The 20,304-nt window shown below is 66.3% G+C and carries 20 protein-coding genes; 13 read left to right on the top strand and 7 right to left on the bottom strand.

Features of this window, described 5'->3' with window-relative positions; translation table 11 throughout:
* Positions 1-19: 19 nt before the first annotated feature.
* On the top strand, positions 20-586 hold the full coding sequence (locus VPH47_RS02695) for a DUF1415 domain-containing protein (protein ID WP_368850069.1): 567 nt from the start codon (positions 20-22) through the stop codon (positions 584-586).
* Positions 583-1,386 (top strand): SDR family oxidoreductase, encoded by an 804-nt coding sequence (locus VPH47_RS02690; protein ID WP_368850068.1) that lies wholly within the window; start codon positions 583-585, stop codon positions 1,384-1,386. The genes VPH47_RS02695 and VPH47_RS02690 overlap by 4 nt, the downstream gene beginning before the upstream one ends.
* Positions 1,387-1,524: 138 nt before the next feature.
* On the opposite strand, the gene VPH47_RS02685 is transcribed toward VPH47_RS02690, so the two are convergent.
* Positions 1,525-3,555, bottom strand: a complete 2,031-nt coding sequence (locus tag VPH47_RS02685; protein WP_368850067.1) for a M3 family metallopeptidase — start codon at positions 3,553-3,555, stop codon at positions 1,525-1,527.
* Between the two features lie 165 nt (positions 3,556-3,720).
* Between VPH47_RS02685 and VPH47_RS02680 the strand changes: the two genes are divergently transcribed.
* Positions 3,721-4,125, top strand: a complete 405-nt coding sequence (locus tag VPH47_RS02680; protein WP_110713776.1) for a hypothetical protein — start codon at positions 3,721-3,723, stop codon at positions 4,123-4,125.
* Positions 4,126-4,196: 71 nt separating this feature from the next.
* Here VPH47_RS02680 and VPH47_RS02675 read toward each other — a convergent pair whose 3' ends face one another.
* Positions 4,197-5,309, bottom strand: coding sequence for a PLP-dependent cysteine synthase family protein (locus tag VPH47_RS02675; protein ID WP_368850066.1), 1,113 nt, complete (start codon positions 5,307-5,309; stop codon positions 4,197-4,199).
* Positions 5,310-5,431: 122 nt separating this feature from the next.
* Between VPH47_RS02675 and gloA the strand changes: the two genes are divergently transcribed.
* The gene (gene gloA, locus VPH47_RS02670; RefSeq protein ID WP_153854566.1) at positions 5,432-5,950 is read left to right on the top strand and encodes a lactoylglutathione lyase; all 519 of its coding nucleotides are present in this window, start codon (positions 5,432-5,434) and stop codon (positions 5,948-5,950) included.
* Positions 5,951-6,042: 92 nt separating this feature from the next.
* On the top strand, positions 6,043-6,471 hold the full coding sequence (locus VPH47_RS02665) for a VOC family protein (protein WP_110713782.1): 429 nt from the start codon (positions 6,043-6,045) through the stop codon (positions 6,469-6,471).
* A gap of 67 nt (positions 6,472-6,538) precedes the next feature.
* Here the strand turns inward: VPH47_RS02665 and VPH47_RS02660 are convergent, their stop codons facing one another.
* Both VPH47_RS02660 and glmS read right to left on the bottom strand, forming a co-directional pair.
* On the bottom strand, positions 6,539-6,970 hold the full coding sequence (locus VPH47_RS02660; protein ID WP_368850065.1) for a CBS domain-containing protein: 432 nt from the start codon (positions 6,968-6,970) through the stop codon (positions 6,539-6,541).
* A gap of 445 nt (positions 6,971-7,415) precedes the next feature.
* Positions 7,416-9,254: a glutamine--fructose-6-phosphate transaminase (isomerizing) gene (glmS, locus tag VPH47_RS02655; protein WP_110713784.1), complete on the bottom strand. Its 1,839-nt coding sequence runs from the start codon at positions 9,252-9,254 to the stop codon at positions 7,416-7,418.
* A gap of 203 nt (positions 9,255-9,457) precedes the next feature.
* Here glmS and VPH47_RS02650 point away from each other — a divergent pair, with 203 nt between their 5' ends.
* From VPH47_RS02650 to VPH47_RS02620, 7 genes are all read left to right on the top strand, one after another.
* Complete coding sequence (locus tag VPH47_RS02650) at positions 9,458-10,735, top strand: efflux RND transporter periplasmic adaptor subunit (RefSeq protein WP_110713786.1); 1,278 nt, start codon at positions 9,458-9,460, stop codon at positions 10,733-10,735.
* Positions 10,736-10,770: 35 nt separating this feature from the next.
* On the top strand, positions 10,771-11,496 hold the full coding sequence (locus tag VPH47_RS02645; protein WP_014038558.1) for an ABC transporter ATP-binding protein: 726 nt from the start codon (positions 10,771-10,773) through the stop codon (positions 11,494-11,496).
* 10 nt (positions 11,497-11,506) lie between these two features.
* The gene (locus tag VPH47_RS02640; protein WP_153854567.1) at positions 11,507-12,808 is read left to right on the top strand and encodes an ABC transporter permease; all 1,302 of its coding nucleotides are present in this window, start codon (positions 11,507-11,509) and stop codon (positions 12,806-12,808) included.
* A 21-nt stretch (positions 12,809-12,829) separates the two neighbouring features.
* Positions 12,830-14,047, top strand: a complete 1,218-nt coding sequence (locus VPH47_RS02635; protein ID WP_164161490.1) for an ABC transporter permease — start codon at positions 12,830-12,832, stop codon at positions 14,045-14,047.
* A 1-nt stretch (position 14,048) separates the two neighbouring features.
* A complete protein-coding gene (locus VPH47_RS02630; protein WP_368850064.1) occupies positions 14,049-14,435 on the top strand; it encodes a PDZ domain-containing protein in 387 nt (128 codons plus the stop codon).
* Positions 14,436-14,557: 122 nt separating this feature from the next.
* Positions 14,558-15,904, top strand: a complete 1,347-nt coding sequence (locus VPH47_RS02625) for a sigma-54 dependent transcriptional regulator (protein WP_110714381.1) — start codon at positions 14,558-14,560, stop codon at positions 15,902-15,904.
* Positions 15,901-17,253: a PAS domain-containing sensor histidine kinase gene (locus VPH47_RS02620; RefSeq protein ID WP_180847824.1), complete on the top strand. Its 1,353-nt coding sequence runs from the start codon at positions 15,901-15,903 to the stop codon at positions 17,251-17,253. The genes VPH47_RS02625 and VPH47_RS02620 overlap by 4 nt, the downstream gene beginning before the upstream one ends.
* A gap of 54 nt (positions 17,254-17,307) precedes the next feature.
* Here VPH47_RS02620 and VPH47_RS02615 read toward each other — a convergent pair whose 3' ends face one another.
* Both VPH47_RS02615 and glmU read right to left on the bottom strand, forming a co-directional pair.
* Entirely contained in the window at positions 17,308-17,841 is a 534-nt protein-coding gene (locus tag VPH47_RS02615; protein WP_197612354.1) for a GNAT family N-acetyltransferase, read from the bottom strand.
* Positions 17,810-19,177, bottom strand: a complete 1,368-nt coding sequence (glmU, locus tag VPH47_RS02610) for a bifunctional UDP-N-acetylglucosamine diphosphorylase/glucosamine-1-phosphate N-acetyltransferase GlmU (protein ID WP_164161488.1) — start codon at positions 19,175-19,177, stop codon at positions 17,810-17,812. Before glmU ends, VPH47_RS02615 begins: the two co-directional genes overlap by 32 nt.
* A gap of 83 nt (positions 19,178-19,260) precedes the next feature.
* Here glmU and VPH47_RS02605 point away from each other — a divergent pair, with 83 nt between their 5' ends.
* A complete protein-coding gene (locus tag VPH47_RS02605; RefSeq protein WP_368850063.1) occupies positions 19,261-19,644 on the top strand; it encodes a GtrA family protein in 384 nt (127 codons plus the stop codon).
* 137 nt (positions 19,645-19,781) lie between these two features.
* On the opposite strand, the gene VPH47_RS02600 is transcribed toward VPH47_RS02605, so the two are convergent.
* On the bottom strand, positions 19,782-20,204 hold the full coding sequence (locus VPH47_RS02600; RefSeq protein ID WP_005411127.1) for a F0F1 ATP synthase subunit epsilon: 423 nt from the start codon (positions 20,202-20,204) through the stop codon (positions 19,782-19,784).
* Positions 20,205-20,304 lie beyond the last annotated feature (100 nt).

The raw sequence follows: 20,304 nt of genomic DNA, 5'->3' as shown, positions 1-20,304 counted from the left end.
GCCAGCCGACGTGCCCGCCATGACCGATTCCCACCTGCCCACCGATGACCCGATCGCCGCCACCCGCCTGTGGCTGGAGCGCATCGTCATCGGCCTGAACCTGTGCCCGTTCGCCAAAGCGGTGTACGTGAAGGACCAGGTCCGCATCGTGCTCAGCGATGCGACCACGCCGGAAGCCCTGGTTGAACAGCTGGCCGAGGAACTGGTGCTGCTGCGTGACACACCCGCCGAGCAGGTCGACACCACCCTGATCGTGCACCCACAGGTGCTGACCGACTTCCTCGACTACAACGATTTCCTCGATAACGCCGACGCGGCGATCGAAGCGCTGGACCTGCAGGGCATCCTGCAGGTGGCCAGCTTCCACCCGGACTATCAGTTCGACGGCGTGGCCGCGGACGACGCCAGCAACTACACCAACCGCGCGCCCTTCCCCACCCTGCACCTGCTGCGCGAAGACAGCGTGGCGCGCGCGGTGGATGTCTATCCGGACCCGGACGTGATCATCGAGCGCAACATCCAGACGCTGGACCGCATCGGTGTGGACGGCTGGCATCGCCGCCTGCGTGGCGAAGACCTGACGTGAGCACGGTGCCGCCGATTGCCACATGGCCGGCCGCGCCGCTGTCGGGCAAGGCGGTGCTGGTCACCGGCGGCGCCAACGGCATCGGCCGTGGCATCGCCCAGGCCGTGCTCGGTGCCGGCGGACGCGTGCTGATCGGCGACCTGGATGAGGAGGCCGGCGAGGCGTGTCTGGCGGAATGGCAGCGTGGTGATGACGCCGCGTTCCAGCGCCTGGACATCACCGACGAAGCCAGCGTGCGCGACTTCATCGCCGTGGCCCAGCAGCGTTTCGGCCGCATCGACGGGCTGGTCAACAACGCGGGGATCGCCGGCCCGCACGGCACGCTGCTGCAGGACATGGACTGGGACGAGTGGCAGCGCCGGCTGTCCTCGCTGCACGGCGCCTTCCTGTGCAGCAAGCACGCGTTGCCCGCGCTGACTAACAGCGCCGCCGGTGCGATCATCAACATCGCCTCCACCCGCGCCTGGCAATCCGAAGCACACAGCGAAGCCTATGCCGCGGCCAAGGGTGGGCTGGTGGCCTTCACCCATGCACTGGCGATCAGCGCCGGCCCGGCGGTGCGGGTGAACAGCATCAGTCCCGGCTGGATCGGCACCACTGCGTGGCAGGCACCCTCACGGCGCCTTGAGCCAGAGTACTCGGCCATCGACCAGGCGCAACACCCGGTCGGCCGGGTCGGTCGCCCCGAAGACATCGGTGCACTGGCGGTGTACCTGCTGTCGTCACTGTCCGGTTTCACCACCGGCCAGGACTTCATCGTCGACGGCGGCATGACCCGGAAGATGATCTACGCCGAATGACCCCAAGGCGCGACGCCCGGTAGAGGCCAACCTTGGTTGGCCTGGGCTTTTCGCCAACCAAGGTTGGCACCTACCAAGGCGTTACGCCATGTCCGAACATTCCGGTAGATCCACGCCATGCGTGGATGATCGTTGGGTTTACGCCATGCCCGAGTGGCGCAGCAGCGCGTCAATCTGCGGCGCGCGGCCGCGGAAGGCCTTGAAGTTCTCCGCCGCCGGGCGGCTGCCACCACGCGACAGGATCTCATCGCGGAAGCGTGCACCGGTTTCAGCCAGTGCCTGCGGCGCTTCCTCGAATGCGGCGTAGGCATCGGCGCTGAGCACCTCGGCCCACTTGTAGCTGTAGTAACCCGCGGCGTAACCGCCGGCGAAGATATGGCTGAACTGGTGCGGGAAGCGGTTCCAGACCGGCGGGTGGTTCACTGCCACTTCCGCACGCACGCGGTCGAGCAGTGCCAGCACGCTGTCCTGCGCCGGTTCGAACTGGCTGTGCAGCAGCATGTCGAACAGGCCGAACTCCAGCTGGCGCACCGTGGCCATGCCGCTGTGGAAATTGCGCGCGGCCAGCATGCGCTCGTACAGCGCGCGCGGCAGTGGCTCACCCGTTTCAACATGCGCGGTCATGCCCTGCAGGTGGTCCCATTCCCAGCAGAAGTTCTCCATGAACTGGCTGGGCAGCTCCACCGCGTCCCATTCCACGCCGTTGATGCCGGCCACACCCAGTTCGCCGATGCGGGTCAGCAGCTGGTGCAGGCCGTGGCCCATCTCATGGAACAACGTGGTTACTTCGTTGTGGCTGAAGGTCGCCGGCTTGCCGTTGGCACCACGGCCGAAGTTGCACACCAGGTAGACCAGCGGCGTCTGCACGCTGCCATCCCCACGCACGCGACGGTTGCGGCAATCGTCCATCCACGCGCCACCGCGCTTGCCTTCGCGCGCGTACAAGTCCAGGTAGAACTGGCCAACCAGCGCGCCCTGCGCATCGACCAGGCGGAAGAAGCGCACATCTTCGTGCCACACCGGCGCGCTGTCCTCCTGCACGCGCAGGCCGTACAGCTGCTCGATCACCGAGAACAGGCCGCCCAGCACCTTCGGTTCGGTGAAATATTGCTTCACTTCCTGCTCTGAATAGCTGTAGCGCGCCTGCTTCAGGCGATCGGCGGCGAACGCCAGGTCCCAGGCCTGCAGGCTGTCGATGCCGAGCTGTTCGCGTGCAAACTGCTCCAGCTCGGCGCGGTCCTTGGCCGCAAACGGTTTGGCGCGCGAGGCCAGGTCGCGCAGGAAGCCGAGCACCTCGGCCGGGTCCTGCGCCATCTTGGTGGCCACCGAATAGTCACCATACGAACCGAAGCCGAGCAGTGCGGCCAGCTCCGCGCGAAGGGCGAGGATGCGGTCGATGTTGCCGCTGTTGTCCAGCGCATCGTCGCCGAATTCGGACGCACGCTGCGCGCTGGCACGGTACAGAATCTCGCGCAGGTCGCGATCTTCGGCCCAGGTCTGCACCGGCAGGTAGCACGGCATCTGCAGGGTCAGCTTCCAGCCGCTCTTGCCCTCCTTTTCCGCCGCAGCGTGCGCGGCTGCCTTCACGTCCTCCGGCAGCCCCTTCAGTCGCGCTTCGTCCTCGATGATCAGCGACCACGCATCGGTAGCATCGAGCACGTTCTGCGAGAACTTCGCCGACAGCGCCGACAGTTCCTCCTTGATCGCCGCGAAGCGCTGCTGTGCCTCGGGCGCCAGCTCGGCACCGCCAAGGCGGAAGTCACGCAGCGTGTTGTCCAGCACCTTGCGCTGGGCCTCGTCGAAGCCCGCGGCCTCCGCGCTGGCGGCCAGTGCCTGGTACTGGCGGTACAGCGCCAGGTTCTGGCCCAGCGCACTGGCGAAGCGGGTCACCCGCGGCAGGTTGCTGTTGTAGGCCTCACGCAGTTCCGGGGTGTTGACCACGCCCTGCAGGTGGCCGACCAGGCCCCAGGCGCGCCACAGGCGCTCGGTGGCGTCATCCAGCGGGGCCACGAAGGTCTCCCAGCGCACCGGCTGCACCTGCTCGGCCGCGCTGACGGCGGCTTCGGCCTCGGCCAGCAGCACATCCAACGCCGGTGCCACGTGCTCGGGGCGGATGGCCTCGAAGCGCGGCAGGCCGGAAAAATCGAGCAGGGGGTTGGCAACGGTCACGGCAGATCTCCAGGGAACGGGCCCGGCGGGCGGGCAGCTTGGTACATATGGCGCTGGCAGGCGTGGCTGACAAGGGGGCGCGGCATTCACATCGGCCTTACGGTCACGCATCGAAGCTCTGGCTGCGGGGGAGTCCGCAGCGGTAGGTACTGAACGAGGCCCCACATGGAAGGTCTGGCTGCAGTTGCATCCGCCCCACCGGCGCGGTCGTTGGCGTTGTCCGCCAGCCCGGCCGAACTGACCTGGATCGCCGCGCTGTGCGATGCCGGCGATGACGCCCCGCGCCATCTGCAGCAACTGCAGGCGGTGCTACAGCAGGGCGGCACCTTCAACGACGCCCAGGAGTGGTACCCGTTCGAGGTGATCGAGCGCGGCGCCAGCCAACTGCGGCTGGGCCATGAGCGCGAGTTCGTGATCTGCGTGCTGCTGTGGCTGCAGGCGCTGGCCCAGGGCCGTGCCAGCAGCCTGGACCCGAGCCTGCATCTGGATGACCGCGCGATGGACATCGAGGCATTGCCCGATGCACTGCGCGATGCGGTGCTGGATGCGTTCACTGCGGCGGGGTATTGAATCTGTAGCGTCGAGCCATGCTCGACGGCTCTTTCCCGGAGTGTCGAGCACGGCTCGGCTCTACGAGGGCGCTACAGCGCTTCCAGGCTGCACCACGGCAGTTCGGGCAGTCCCTGCCCAGCCACCGCCGCTGCCAGCTGTGCATCGGCGCCGTCGACATCGATGCCCTGGCGCACGTACCACGCCGGGTCGTAATAGCTCTGCGCATAACGCTCGCCGCTGTCGCACAGGATGCTGACAATGCTGCCCTGGTGGCCCGCGTCTCGCATCCACTGCGCCGCCTGCAGCACACCGATGAAGTTGGTGCCGGTGGACCCACCGACACGGCGGCCAAGCTGGCGGCTGACATGGCGCATCGCGGCCAGGCTCAGCGCGTCGGGCACCTTCACCATTGCATCGACGCTGGTCGGGATGAAACTCGGCTCCACCCGTGGCCGGCCGATGCCTTCCACGCGCGAGCCACCGCTGCAGGTCAGTCCGCGCCAGTCCTGTTCACCGGCCACGGCAGCCTGGTAGCCGTCGAAGAACACCGACACTTCCGGGTCCGCGCACAGGATGCGGGTGTCATGCCGGCGGTAGCTGACATAACGCCCCAGCGTGGCAGCGGTACCGCCGGTGCCGGGGCTGCAGACGATCCACTCCGGAACCGGGCTGGGCTCTTCGGCCATCTGCTTGAAGATGGATTCGGCGATGTTGTTGTTGGCGCGCCAGTCGGTAGCGCGCTCGGCATAGGTGAACTGGTCCATGAAGTGGCCGCCGGTTTCGCGGGCCAGCTTCTCCGATTCACCGTTGAGTTCACAGGCACGCTCGACCAGGTGACAGCGGCCCCCGTGGAACTCGATCGCGGCGATCTTTTCCGGCGAAGTGGTCGCCGGGATCACCGCAATGAACGGCAGGCCGAGCAGACGCGCGAAATAGGCTTCGGAGACGGCGGTCGAGCCGCTGGAGGCCTCGATCACCGGCCGGCCTTCGCGCAACCAGCCGTTGGTCAACGCATACAGGAACAGCGAGCGCGCCAGCCGGTGCTTGAGACTGCCGGTGGGATGGCTCGACTCGTCCTTCAGGTACACATCGATGCCCTCGAACCCGGGCAGCGCCAGCGGAATCAGGTGGGTATCGGCGGAACGGTTGAAATCGGCTTCGATCTTGCGGATGGCGGCGGCCACCCATTCACGCTGCGACATGGCGGGCAATGCTCAGAACGGAACGGTGCGATGCGGCCATTGTACGTCGCGGTGCCGTCAGGTGACGGCCGGTAGAATGGGCCCATCCGGCCGGCAACGGCCCTGTCTGAAGGACCTCCCCCATGACCATTCCCGCCCTGCGCGATGTCCCCGGCGTCGCCACCCAGGCCCCAGCCGAAACCAGCGGCTTCGTGTTCAACCACACCATGCTGCGGGTGAAGGACATCACCGCCTCGCTGGACTTCTACACCCGCGTGCTCGGCTACCAGCTGATCGACAAGCGCGACTTCCCGGAGGCCCAGTTCAGCCTGTACTTCCTGGCCTACGTGCCGGCCGGCGCGGTGGTGCCGGAAGACGATGCCCAGCGCCGCGTGTGGATGGCCGGCCTGCCGGGTGTGCTGGAACTGACCCACAACCACGGCACCGAGACCCAGGACGGCGCGGTCTACCACGATGGCAACAGCGACCCACGCGGCTTCGGCCACATCTGCGTGTCGGTGCCGGACATCGAGACCGCCTGCCAGCGATTTGAAGACCTGGGCGTGACCTTCCAGAAGCGCCTGACCGACGGCCGCATGAAGAACCTGGCCTTCATCAAGGACCCGGACGGCTACTGGGTCGAGATCATCTCCAACGTCTGACCCAAAAAGGGGACGGAGGGGATTAAGTCGTTTCTGGCACTATTGGCTGGAAGCGACTTAATCCCCTCCGTCCCCTTTTTTGCGAGGTTCGTATGGAAACGATGGAACTGCACCGCGGCCGCTTGATCGACCATCTGCAGCTGGTGGTGCGTGACCTGGCCGCCAGCCGCCGCTTCTACCAGGCGGTGTTCGACACCATCGGCGTGCCGCTGGGCGGCGAAGGGCCGGACTTCTTCTGGGCCGATGAGCTGTTCATTTCCAGCGCCAGCAGCGAGGCCGCCGCCGGCCAGCTGACCGGGCGCCACCATCTGGCCTTCCAGGCCCGCGACAGCGCCACCGTCGATGCCTTCCATACCGCCGCGATCGCCGCCGGCGGCACCGACAACGGCGCGCCGGGCGAACGCCCTTACCACCCGGGCTACTACGGCGCGTTCGTGCTCGACCCGGATGGCAACAACATCGAAGTGGTCTACCACGGCCCAGCCAACTACAGCGCCGATTCGGTGAAGGTCACTTTCTGATTTCACCGGTGCCGTGAACGAAGAAGCCGGGCAATGCCCGGCCTCTCTGCTTCCAGCGCTGCAGCCCTCAGTGGGCGGCCATGTAGATGTCCTGCAGCACGGCCTTTTCCAGCTCCAGCTCGCCCAGCAGGTTCTTCACGATGTCGCCCAGGCTGAGGATGCCGACCAGGCGGGTGCCGTCGGTGACCATCAGATGACGGCGCCGCGAATACGTCATCAACGACATGGCCTGCTTCAGGGTGGCTTCCGGCGCGATGCCTTCCAGGCCGGTGGACGGCAGGCTGGAGATCACCCGGCGGCCGGCCTGCGGGCCGTCGTCGGCCAGGGTACGCACGATGTCCTTCTCGGAAATGATGCCGACCGGGGCATCGTCCTTCATCACCACCAGCGCAGCGATCCTGTTCGCGCTCATCTTGTGGGCGGCGGCACCGATGGTGTCTTCTGCGTCGATGGTGATGACAGCTTCTTTCTTGGATTGCAGGAGTTCGCGGACGTTCATTCTTGTTTCCTGGTGCAGGTCACTGAAGTCAAAAAAGTGTGCTCTTCCGATACGCCCCCTCCCCGGGAACAGACCTTTCAGCGCACGTCTGGCGCACCCGACTGCCGCGTGGAATGAAGCGGCAAACGATGTGCTGCAACGCGAACGAGGGGGTTCAACCGCTCAACCCTAACCTCGGTCAAATCGATTCTACGACTGCGACCATCGGTCACTACCGGCATCGATAGGACAGTTCGTCGTGGGAACCAACTGACGATCCAGAGAATGGCACCGCGGCTGAAACCGCCGCTGAATACAGGCCATGTCGCGCATTAAAGATTGGTTGCCTGCTGCCGACGGCGGACAGAACACCCGGCGGCTGTCCCACTTGGCATTGCCAGCGACGCAAACGAAAGGGGCCCTCGTGGGGCCCCTTCGCATGCAGCATCCAATGGATCCGGCGGGGTTACTCCACCGTCACGCTCTTGGCCAGGTTGCGCGGCTTGTCCACGTCGGTGCCACGCGCCAGTGCGGTGTGATACGCCAGCAACTGCACCGGGATGGTGTGCACGATCGGGCTGAGCACGCCGGCATGGCGCGGCGTGCGGATCACGTGCACGCCTTCGGACTCGTTGAAGTTGCTGTCCTGGTCAGCAAACACGAACAGCTCGCCGCCACGCGCGCGCACTTCCTGCATGTTCGACTTCACCTTCTCCAGCAGGCTGTCGTTGGGCGCGATCACCACCACCGGCATGTCCTCGTCCACCAGCGCCAACGGGCCGTGCTTCAGTTCGCCCGCCGGATAGGCCTCAGCGTGGATGTAGGAGATTTCCTTGAGCTTGAGCGAGCCTTCCAGCGCGATCGGGTAATGCAGGCCACGGCCGAGGAACAGTGCGCTGCTCTTGCGCGCGAAACGTTCCGCCCAGGCGGCGATCTGCGGCTCCATGTTCAGTGCATGCTGCACGCTGCCCGGCAGGAAGCGCAGCTGCTCCAGGTAGTCCGCTTCCTGCGCCGCGTCGATGCGGCCATGCAGCTTGCCCAGCACCACGGTCAGCTGGAACAGTGCGGCCAGCTGGGTGGTGAAGGCCTTGGTCGAGGCCACGCCGATCTCGGCACCGGCGCGGGTGTAGCAGACCAGTTCGCTGGCGCGCGGAATCGCACTTTCCGGCACGTTGCAGATCGACAGCGTGTGCTTGTGGCCGAGCGACTTGGCGTACTTCAGCGCTTCCATCGTATCCAGCGTTTCGCCGGACTGGGAGATGGTGACGATCAGGTGCTTCGGGTTCGCATAGGCGGCGCGGTAGCGGTACTCGCTGGCGATCTCCACGCTGCACGGCAAGCCGGCGATGGCTTCGATCCAGTAGCGTGCGGTCAGGCCGGAGTAATAGCTGGTACCACAGGCGATGATCTGCACGCCTTCGATGCCCGACAGCACCGCTTCGGCGTTCTTGCCGAACAGCTCGGCCGGGAAGCCACCGGCGTCGATCGCCGCCTCGATGGTATCGCCCAGCGCGCGCGGCTGTTCGTGGATTTCCTTCTGCATGAAGTGGCGGTACGGGCCCAGCTCCAGCGATGCCAGCGATACATCGGACAGGTGCACGTCGCGCTCGATCGGCTGGTCGTGCTCATCGAAGATGCGCACGCCATCGCGGCGGATCTCGGCGGTGTCGCCCTCTTCCAGGAAGATCACCTTGCGGGTGGCCGAGATCACCGCCGAGACGTCGGAGGCGACGAAGTTTTCGCCCTCGCCCAGGCCGATCAGCAGCGGGCAGCCCATGCGCGCGCAAACGAAGCGCTCCGGCTCGGCGCGGCTGACCACGGCCAGCGCATAGGCACCGGTCAGCTCCTTCACCGTGTGCTGCAACGCCACCAGCAGGTCGTCGCCGCCCTTCAGGTGATGGTGGATCAGGTGCGCGATGACTTCGGTATCGGTCTGCGACTCGAACGTGTAGCCCATCGCGCGCAGCTTCTCGCGCTGCTCTTCGTGGTTCTCGATGATGCCGTTGTGCACCAGCGCCACGCCCTGGCTGATGTGCGGATGCGCGTTGGCCTCGGTGACACCCCCATGGGTGGCCCAGCGGGTGTGGCCGATGCCCAGCACTGCATTGAAGCCTTCGGCTTCGGCTGCCGTGGCCATTTCCGACACGCGGCCGGTACGACGGACGCGACGTACTTCGGGGCGCTCGGCATGGTCGATCACCGCAATACCCGAGGAGTCGTAACCACGGTACTCAAGCCGCTTCAGGCCCTCGATCAACACCGGCACTACGTCGCGATCGGCGATTGCACCCACGATTCCACACATGTCACGCGTTTCCTTGAAGACGATCGGCGCATTCTAGCCCGCGTGTCCGGCTTCCCCCTCCTGTCCGCTTAATGAAAGTGTCCGGAAAGGTGTCCGCGGACACCCGGACACTTCAAACCTCTCTCCAACTCATTGATCTGAAATGAAATAAAGTTGGCACGCTACGTGCTTGGTATTGGCTACCACCGTCAGGCACGCACCCGATGATCCGCGACACTTCCGCACAGGACCAGATCGTTTCCTCCGCCCCGGCCAGCACCACCCGCGCCAGCTGGCAGCGCTACCGCTGGCCGGCGTTGGGCGCCATCGCGCTGCTCGCCGGCATCGGCTGGGCCGTGCACGCCTGGTCCAATGCCAGTCGCTCCTACGACAGCAGCCGCGTGCGAATTGCCGAAGTGAAGCGCGGCGACCTGGTCCGTGACATCGCCGCCGACGGCCGGGTGATCGCCGCCAACAGCCCGATCCTGTACGCCATCTCGGCCGGTACCGTGGACCTGAAGGTGGTTGCCGGTGACGTGGTCAAGAAGGGCCAGGAACTGGCGGTCATCGACAGCCCGGAACTGCGCAGCAAGCTGGCCCAGGAGCAGGCCACCCTGGCCGGCCTGGAAGCCGAGGCCAGCCGCGCCGCGCTGGACGCCACCCTGGCCCGCGCCAAGTCGCGCAAGGAAACCGACCAGGCCACCATCGAGCGGCAGGCCGCCGACCGCGACCTGCAGCGCTACCAGCGTGGCTACGACGGCGGCGCAGTCCCGCAGATCGATCTTGCCAAGGCCAAGGACTCGCTGAAGAAGGCCGACATCACCCTGGCCAACGCCACCACCGATGCCCGCCTGCAGAGCCAGGGCGCGGACCTGGACGCCCGCAACAAGCGCCTGCTGGCCGACCGCCAGAAGGCCGTGGTGGCCGAGGTGCAGCGCCAGGTCGATGCACTGACCCTGCGTGCACCGTTCGACGGCCAGGTCGGCCAGGTGCAGGCCATCCAGTCCACCAACCTGGCGGCCAACGCACCGGTACTGGGCGTGGTCGACCTGTCCAAGTTCGAGGTCGAGATCAAGGTGCCGGAAAGCTTCGCCCGCGACCTGGCGATCGGCATGCCGGCACAGTTGACCGGCGGCAATGGCAAACCGTTCCCGGGCGAGATCAGCGCGGTGTCGCCGGAAGTGGTCAACGGCGAAGTCAACGCCCGCGTGCGCTTTGCCAGCGCGCAACCGGAAGGTCTGCGCCAGAGCCAGCGGATGTCGGTGCGCGTGCTGCTCGATACCCGCAAGGACGTGCTGAAGGTCGAGCGCGGCCCGTTCGTCGAACAGGGCAACGGCATCGCCTACGTAATGGACGGCCGCACTGCGGTGCGGCGTCCGGTGGAACTGGGCGTCAGCAGCCTGGGCGAAGTGGAAATCAAGTCGGGTGTGCAGCCAGGCGACCGCATCGTGGTCTCCGGCAGCGACCTGTTCAAGGACGCCGAACGCGTCTCCGTCAACTGATACCTGATACCTGAATCCTGGAGAGAGGACACCCCATGTACATGCTCGAAATGCGTTCGGTCGCCAAGGTCTTCCGCACCGAACAGGTGGAAACCCACGCACTGCGCTCGCTGGAACTGCAGGTCAAGGAAGGCGAGTTCGTCGCCGTCACCGGCCCGTCCGGCTCCGGCAAGACCACCTTCCTCAACATCGCCGGCCTGCTGGAAACCTTCACCAGCGGCACCTACATGCTTGACGGCCAGGACGTGAGCACGCTGGGCGATGACGCCCGCAGCCGCCTGCGCAACCAGAAGATCGGTTTCATCTTCCAGGGCTTCAATCTGATTCCCGACCTGAACCTGTTCGACAACGTCGACGTGCCGCTGCGCTACCGGAAGATGAGCGCCAACGAGCGCCGCGAACGCATCGAAAAGGCGCTGACCCAGGTCGGCCTGGGCTCGCGCATGAAGCACTATCCAAATGAACTTTCCGGTGGCCAGCAGCAGCGTGCGGCGATCGCGCGTGCCCTGGCCGGCAGCCCGCGCCTGCTGCTGGCCGACGAACCGACCGGCAACCTGGACACGCAGATGGCCCGCGGCGTGATGGAACTGCTGGAGGAGATCAATGCCGCCGGCACCACCATCGTGATGGTTACCCACGATCCGGAGCTGGCCGCGCGCGCACAGCGCAACGTGCACATCGTCGATGGCCAGGTGACCGACCTGGTCCGCGAGCCGGTGCTGGCCACCCCGCCGCGCCACATCGTCGCCGTCAACGAGTGAGGGCCCGACCATGTTCGCCTACTACGCCCGATTGGCGGCGCGCAGCTTCCGCCGCAACAAGGTACTGACCGCGCTGATGGTGGTCGCCATCGCACTCGGCATCGGTGCCTCGATGACCACGCTGACCGTGTTCCACGTGCTCTCCGGCGATCCGATTCCCGGCAAGAGCGACCGTCTGTTCTACGTCCAGCTCGACCCCGGCGGACGCGGTGGCTATGTGCCGGGCGAAGAGCCGGAGACCCAGCTGACGCGGTTCGACGGTGAAGCGCTGCTGCGCGAAGCCAAGGGCGAGCGCCAGGCGCTGATGAGCGGCGGCGGCGGCACCATCGAACCGACCAGCGCCACGCTCAAGCCGTTCACCATCGATACCCGATGGACCTCGGCTGACTTCTTCCCGATGTTCGAAGTGCCGATGCAGTACGGGCGTCCGTGGACGCGTGAGGACGACACCGCCCGCGCCCGGGTCGTGGTCATCTCCAAGGCGCTCAACGACAAGCTGTTCCAGGGCGCCAACAGCGTGGGCCGTGACATCCGCATGGAAGGCCAGTCCTACCGCATCGTCGGTGTGATGAAGGAGTGGAGCCCGGAACCGCACTTCTACGACCTGACCACCGGCAGCTACGGCAAGGATGAAGACCTGCTGCTGCCGATCACCACTTCGTTCGACCTGAAGCTCGGCAACAACGGCAACATGAACTGCTTCGGCGAGAACCCGGACGACAACAGCCATTCACTCAATGCGCCGTGCGCGTGGCTGCAGTACTGGGTAGAGATGGATCCGGCCAAGGCCGGCGACTATCGCCGCTACCTGGAGAATTACTCCAACCAGCAGCGCGAAGCCGGTCGCTTCCAGCGTCCGCCGAACGTGCGCCTGCGCAACGTGATGGAGTGGCTCGACTTCAACGGCGCAGTACCCAGCGATGTGCGCCTGCAGCTGTGGCTGGCACTGGGCTTCCTCGGCGTCTGCCTGGTCAACACGGTCGGCCTGCTGCTGGCCAAGTTCCTGCGCCGCAGCGGCGAAATCGGCGTGCGCCGCGCACTGGGTGCCAGCCGTGGGCAGATCTTCCTGCAATGCCTGGTGGAAGCCGGTGCGGTCGGCGTGGTCGGTGGCGTGCTCGGTATCGGCCTGGCCCTGCTTGGCCTGTATGCGGTGCGCCAGCAACCTGTCGACTACGCGAAGCTGGCCCACCTGGACGGCAGCATGCTGCTGCTCGCACTGGGCCTGACCCTGCTCGCCAGTCTTGCCGCGGGTTTCCTGCCCGCCTGGCGCGCGATGCAGGTAACTCCGGCCATCCAGCTCAAGTCGCAGTAAGCACGAGTACGAGGACCTCCCATGGACATCCGCCCCATCCTCAGCACCCTGCGCCGGCACAAGACTGCCGCCGCCCTGATCGTGCTGGAAGTCGCACTGACCTGTGCCATCGTCTGCAACGCGTTGTTCCTGGTCAGCCAGCGCATCGAGAAGATCAGCATGCCCAGCGGCATCGCCGAGAACGAACTGGTGATGCTGCGTGTCAGCGGCATCGGCGAGCAGACCAACGCCATGGCCCGTACCCGCGAAGACCTGGCCTCGCTGCGCGCCATTCCCGGCGTCACCAGCGCCACCATCATCAACCAGGTTCCATTCCGCAATGGCTCCTCCAGCAGCAGCATCTCGCGCGTGCTCGACCAGGAGCGCCCGACCACGAATGCCTCGATGTACACCCTGTCCGAGGGTGGCTTGGGCACCCTGGGCATCAACCTGATCGCCGGCCGTGATTTCCTGCCCAGCGAATACAAGGACATCAAGGAAGCCACCAAGGGCGGCGCCAAGGAACAGGCGATCCCGGTGATCCTCACCCAGAGTACCGCTGCCAAGATGGAACCCAACGGCAGCGCCTTGAACAAGACCTACTACATGGGCAAGCAGCCCCTGAACGTGGTCGGCATCGTCGACACGCTCAGCACGCCCAACGGCTGGAGTGACAACTGGACCAACTCGATGCTGCTGCCGTTGCGGCGCACCTTCGATGACGGTGGCACCTACGTGCTGCGCACCGATCCGGCGCGCCGCGAGGAAGTGCTCAATGCCGCCGCTGCCGCCTTGGAGCGCAACGATCCCAACCGGCTGATGCGCGACAAACTGAGCTACGAAGACCAGCGCAAGGATTTCTTCAAGAACGACCGCGCAATGGTCGGCCTGCTGATCACGGTCAGCGTCTCGTTGCTGGTGGTCACCGCCCTGGGCATCATCGGCCTGGCCAGCTTCTGGGTGCAGCAGCGCAGCAAGCAGATCGGCATCCGCCGCGCGCTCGGCGCGACGCGTGGGCAGATCCTGCGCTACTTCCAGACCGAGAACTTCCTGCTGGCAACGCTGGGCATCGTGCTCGGCATGCTCGCGGCCTATGCAATCAACCTCGCACTGATGAACATGTACGAGCTGCCGCGCATGCCCTTGTTCTACCTGCCACTGGGTGCGCTGCTGCTGTGGGTGCTGGGCCAGATCGCGGTGTTCGGGCCGGCCCGGCGCGCAGCAGCGGTACCGCCCGCGGTCGCCACGCGGGGCGCGTGAGATGCGTGCGCGCTGGTTGCTGTTGATGATGCTCCTGCCACTGCCGGCTGTGGCCGGCGGTGGCAGCTCGCAGACACTGGAATGGCGCCAGAACGATGCACGGCTGGCGCTGCGCTCGACCGAGGGCCAGGTGCGCGTGGACGCGGCCAGTCCGGAAGCCCGCTTCGGCGTGCGCAGCGGCGATCGCATCCTGCGGGTGGACGACACCGCCGTACGGCGGATCGAGCACCTGGCCGACGCCCTGCGTCACTCCAACGCTTCGACTGCGTATCTTCTGCTGCGCCGCGACAGACGCGAGTTCACGGTCTCGGTGGATGCTGACGCCTGGCGACTGGCGCTGGTCGCTCCACCGCCACCGGCACCACCGCCTCCCCCACCACGGCGCTGAGACCGGCCCGCCCCCTGCGGCCACAGGTTTGGCTATGCTTGATGGGTGGCGCCGGGCTCTCCCGGTGCGTGGACACGAACGGCTCCATCGGCGCCGCCCATCCCTTTCCGCAGAACTGCTTGATGCCTTCGATCCTGATCATCGACGACAACGCCAGTGTGGGCACCGCACTGGACGTGCTGTTCTCCCTGCACGACATCGATACCCTGCAGGCGCAGAGCCCGGCCGAAGGGCTGGCCCTGCTCGAATCGCAGCCGGTCGACCTGGTGATCCAGGACATGAATTTCAGCGAGGACACGACTTCCGGCGAAGAAGGCGAAGACCTGTTCGCACAGATCCGCGCACGCCACCCGGACCTGCCGGTGATCCTGCTCACCGCATGGACCCACCTGAGCAGCGCGGTGGACCTGGTCAAGGCCGGTGCCGCCGACTACCTGGCCAAGCCCTGGGACGACCGCAAGCTGATGACCACGGTCAACAACCTGCTGGAACTGTCCGAGGCGCGCCGCGAACTGGATCGGCGCCGCAGCCGTGAACTGCGCCAGCGCAACGCGCTGGAAGAGAAGTACGACCTGTGCGGCGCGGTCTTCGCCGATCCGGCCAGCGAGCGCGTCATCGCCCTGGCCTGCCAGGTCGCGCGCTCGGAACTGCCGGTACTGATCACCGGCCCCAATGGTGCCGGCAAGGAAAAGATCGCGCAGATCATCCAGGCCAATTCGCTGGTGGCCAAGGGCCCGTTCATCACGGTCAACTGCGGTGCACTGCCATCGGAGCTGATCGAGGCCGAACTGTTCGGTGCCGAGGCCGGCGCCTACACCGGTGCCAACAAGGCACGCGAAGGCAAGTTCGAAGCCGCCGACGGAGGCACCCTGTTCCTGGATGAGATCGGCAACCTGTCGCTGGGCGGGCAGATGAAGCTGCTGCGTGTGCTGGAAACCGGCCGCTTCGAGCGCCTGGGCTCCAACCGGGAGCGCCAGGTCAAGGTGCGCGTGGTCAGCGCCACCAACGCCGACCTGCCGGCCATGATCCGCGACGGCACCTTCCGCGAAGACCTCTATTACCGCCTCAATACGGTGGAACTGGTGCTGCCCCCGTTGGCCGAGCGCGCGGGCGACATCGTGCCACTGGCCGAGCGCTTCCTGGCGGCCGGCAAGCCATTGTCCAGTGCTGCCAGCGCCGCCCTGCAACGGCACCCGTGGCCGGGCAACGTCCGCGAACTGCGCAACGTGATCCAGCGTGCCGAACTGCTGGCGACCGGCAACCGCATCGAAGTGGCCGATCTCAATCTGCCACGCGCCGCCCCGGCGCCGCGCCCGGCACCGAGTGCCGGCCATGATCCCGACCGCGCGCGCATCGAGGACGTACTGGCACGCAACCACGGTGTCATCGCCCAGGCCGCCGCCGAACTCGGCCTGAGCCGCCAGGCGCTGTACCGGCGCATGGACAGGCACGGCATCCCACGCGAATGAAACGGCGTTCGTTCACCTTCCGCCTGTTCCTGCGCCTGCTGCCCGTGCTGGCGCTGGCCGCGGCATTGCCGTGGCTGCTGGCGTACTGGATGAACCATGGCTGGGTGGTGACCACGGTGTCGACCATGATCCTGCTGGCGCTGATGTGGTGGACCCTGCGCCGTGCCACCGCACCGGTGCGCTCGCTGATGCGTGCACTGTCCGGCACCACCAGCAGCTACCGCGACGGCGAGTACAACTTCGGTGTGTACTGGCCAGGCAACGACGAACTGGGCGATCTGGTGCAGGCGCACCGCGAGTTGGGGGACGTGCTGCGCGAGCAGCGGCAGGGCCTGGTGCAGCGCGAACTGCTGCTGGACACCATGGTGCAGAACACGCCGGTGGCGATGCTGCTGATCGCATCCGGCGGCGACGGCATCGCGCGCGTGGTGTTCTCCAACCTGGCCGCGCGCAAACTGCTGCATGGTGGCTGGAAGCTGGAGGGCCAGCGCCTGGAAGAGGTGCTGGAACAGGTGCCGGTGGAGCTGCGCGATGCCATCGCCCGTGGCGGCGACAGCCTGTTCGCCGTGCATGCGGAAGGCGAAGACGGTGATGAGGATGACGAGCAGGTCTACCACCTGTCGCGCCGCGCGTTCCAGCTCAACGGCCGTCCGCACGATCTGCTGCTGGTGCGCCTGCTGACCGCCGAGCTGCGCCGCCAGGAAGTACAGACCTGGAAGAAAGTAATCCGGGTGATCAGCCACGAGCTCAACAACTCACTGGCGCCTATCGCCTCGCTGGCCCACTCCGGTGGCGTGCTGGTGCAGCGCGAGCGCTTCGATCGGCTGCCCGAGATCTTCACCACCATCGAGGACCGCGCGCGCCACCTGGAAGGCTTCATCCGTGGCTATGCACGCTTCGCCAAGCTGCCGCAGCCACAGTTGCAGACCGTGCACTGGGCGCCGTTCCTGTCCAGCCTGCGCCAGCAGATCCCCTTCACCATGGAACGCGAGCCGGACGAGGAACTGAGCAGCCGCATCGACATCGCGCAGTTCGGGCAGGCACTGTTGAATCTTCTGAAGAACGCGCATGAAGCCTGCGCCGAAGCTGATCCGCCCAACGATGACGTACAGGTGCAACTCACGCGGCTGCCGCAGTGGCTGCGCCTGGACGTACTGGATCGCGGCAAGGGCATGAACGAGCAGGTGCTGCAGAACGCACTGATGCCCTTCTATTCGACCAAGCGCAATGGCACCGGGTTGGGGCTGGCGCTGACCCGCGAGATCGTGGAAGCGCACGGTGGGCGGGTGTCGCTGCAGAACCGCGGTGATGGAGGGTTGTGCGTATCGATCCTGCTGCCGGTGGGTTGAGTGGCCGATCGGTAGATCCACGCCATACGTGGATGTGCCGACCAAGGTCCGCACCTACCAGACCCGCCGCATCGCCACCCGCAGGTGCATCGGGAATCCGAGCGCAGCCTCTTCGGCCATGACTGCGCGCAGGCCGTCGTTCCACTCAGCCTCAGGCACCACGTCGAAGCCTTCGCTGGCATAGAAGGCTGCATTCCACGGCACATCGCTCAACGTGGTCAGCACCGCTGCAGCGAAGCCGGCAGCCCTGGCCTGCGCCAAGGCATGCCGCAGCAACGCTCGGCCATGGCCGCGACGCGCATGTGCCGGGTCCACGTCCATCTGCAGGACATGGAACTCACCGCACAGCTCGCCCGCCAACAGGTAACCCGCAATACCGCCCTCGGCGGCATCGACTACCCACAGCCGCTCACGCAGGAGGCCGTCCTGCAATGCCGGCAGGTCCAGGCCGTGCCCGGCAAACACCGGATACGCCTCGTGGCCCTTCAACAGCTCGCCGGCACGCTGCTCGATCGCCGGCAGCACGCCGAGTTCGTCGGCGTGCGGGATGCGGGGCTCAGGACTTCTTGACCGGGCGCTTCCAGCCATCGATGGTTTCCTGTCGTGCACGTGCGAGTGTCAACTTGCCATCCGGGGCGGTGCGGGTGATGACCGAGCCGGCGGCGATGGTCGCGCCCTCGCCGATCGTCAGCGGCGCCACCAGCGAACTGTTGGAACCGATGAACGCGTTGTCGCCGATGGTGGTGGTCGACTTGTTCACGCCGTCGTAATTGCAGGTGATGGTGCCGGCACCGATGTTCACCCTGCTGCCGATCACCGCATCACCCAGGTAGGTGAGGTGGTTGGCCTTGCTGCCAACGCCGAGGGTCACCTTCTTGGTCTCGACGAAGTTGCCCACGTGCACGCCATCGGCCAGCACGGTACCCGGCCGCAGGCGCGCGAACGGACCGACCAGTGCTGCGCCTTCGGTGACCACGCCTTCCAGATCACAGTGCGCACGTACTTCGGTGCCCGGACCGAGAGCAACGTCCTTCAGGCGGTTGAATGGACCGATGGTCACGCCATCGCCCAGCACGATATTGCCTTCAAGAACGACATCGACATCGATCAGCACGTCACTGCCCACGGTGACAGTGCCACGGATATCGAGACGTGCCGGATCGCGTACGCGCGCGCCCTGCGCGCACAGCGCTCGCACCGCGCGGCGCTGCCAGGCACGCTCCAGCTGCGAAAGCTGCCAGGGATCGTTTGCCCCCTCCGCTTCCTGCGCGTCGGCCACCAGCGCCATCTCGGCCGGGGTGTACTCGTGCGCGGCGAACGCGAACACATCGGTGAGGTAGTACTCGCCCTGTGCATTGCTGTTGGACAGCTGCGACAACCAGCGCCGCAACGCGGTCGACTCGGCGGCAATGATGCCGGTGTTGATCGTGCGCACGCGCAGCTGATCGTCATTGGCATCCTTCTGCTCGACGATCGAACCCACCTTGCCTTCGGCATCGCGCAGCACGCGGCCGTAACCGGTCGGATCATCAACCTCGGCGACCAGCACCGCCAACCGCCCCGGCTGCGCCAGCAGGTCGCGCAGGGTCTGCGCGCGGATCAGCGGCACGTCGCCGTACAGCACCAGCACCTGCGCGGCATCCGGCACCTGCGGCATCGCCTGCGCCACTGCGTGGCCAGTACCCAGCTGCTGCGCCTGTTCGGCCCATTGCAGATCGGGCTGGTCGGCGAAGTACTGCCGCACCGCTTCACCACCATGGCCATGGACCACGTGGATGGCCGCCGGCTGCAGCTCGCGGGCCGCGTCGATCACGTGCGCCAGCATCGGTTGGCCGGCGATCGGCTGCAGCACCTTCGGCAGCACCGACTTCATGCGCTTGCCCGCGCCGGCGGCGAGGATGATGACGTGCAGGGCTTGGGTCATGGGAACGGCAGTCCGTGGTTCGTTGCCGGTGATTCTAGAGCGTGGGCCGTTAACATGGGCATCCTTCCTCCTTCACCATGCCGATGGGCCTCGTCCGCCAGGGAAGCACCTATCTCATCATCGGGCTCGTGCAGCTGCTGCTCGACTGGCTGGTGTTCGTGGTCGCCACCGCGCTGGGCATGCCGGTGGCGCCGGCCAACGTCGGCGGACGCTTGGCCGGGATGCTGCTGGGCTTCTGGCTCAACGGCCGATATACCTTCGCCCATGCGGATGGTGCACGCCTCGGCTGGCGTCGATTCACACGCTTCTTCGGGGTGTGGCTGCTGCTGACCGCGGCAAGCACGTTGCTAATGAGCCTGGTCGACCACGCGCTGGGCCTGCAATACACCTGGCTGGCCAAGCCACTGGTGGAAGGCGGCCTGGCGTGCGTATCGTTCCTGATGATGCGCTACGTGGTCTTCCGCTGATGCGGTGCAGGGATCGGGATCGGGATCGGGATCGGTAGAATCGACTGACAGTCGACGCTACCCAGTCAACGCCCTATCCCACTCAAACAAAAACGCCGGCACGGGGCCGGCGTTCTCATGGATGCAGCGCGTGAACCTCAGTGCTTGAGGGTCTTGCGCAGGCGCTCCAGCGCCTGCAGCTGGACGACGGCTTCGGCCAGCTTCTGCTGGGCTTCAGCCACTTCCATCGCTTCGCCGCGGTTGGCCAGGATGCGCTCGGCTTCTTCCTTGGCCTTGCGGACCGAGGCTTCGTCGATGTCCTGCGCGCGGATCGCGGTGTCGGCCAGCACGGTCACCACCTGTGGCTGCACTTCCAGGATGCCGCCGGAAATGGCGAAATCCAGCTGCTCGCCGTTCGGCGTGGTCACCACCACCTTGCCCGGCTTCAGGCGGGTGATCAGCGGCGCGTGCTTGGGCGCGATGCCCAGTTCGCCCAGCTCACCGGTGGCCACGACCAGGGTCGCTTCGCCACGGAAGATTTCCTGCTCGGCGCTGACGATGTCGCAACGGATCGTGCTCATGCAAATCTCTTCGCTGTTCGCGGCGGCGCAATGCCACCGTGGGAGTCCACCGGCGCGGGCGGTTGCCCGGCGCCGGCGTCAGGTCGGGCAGGATCGCTCC

Origin of the sequence: Stenotrophomonas sp. WED208, from assembly GCF_040984485.1 — a bacterium.
In the GTDB taxonomy this organism is placed as follows: domain Bacteria; phylum Pseudomonadota; class Gammaproteobacteria; order Xanthomonadales; family Xanthomonadaceae; genus Stenotrophomonas; species Stenotrophomonas riyadhensis.
The sequence above is the reverse complement of the archived record's forward strand: the minus strand, read 5'-3'. Positions and strand labels throughout refer to the sequence as shown.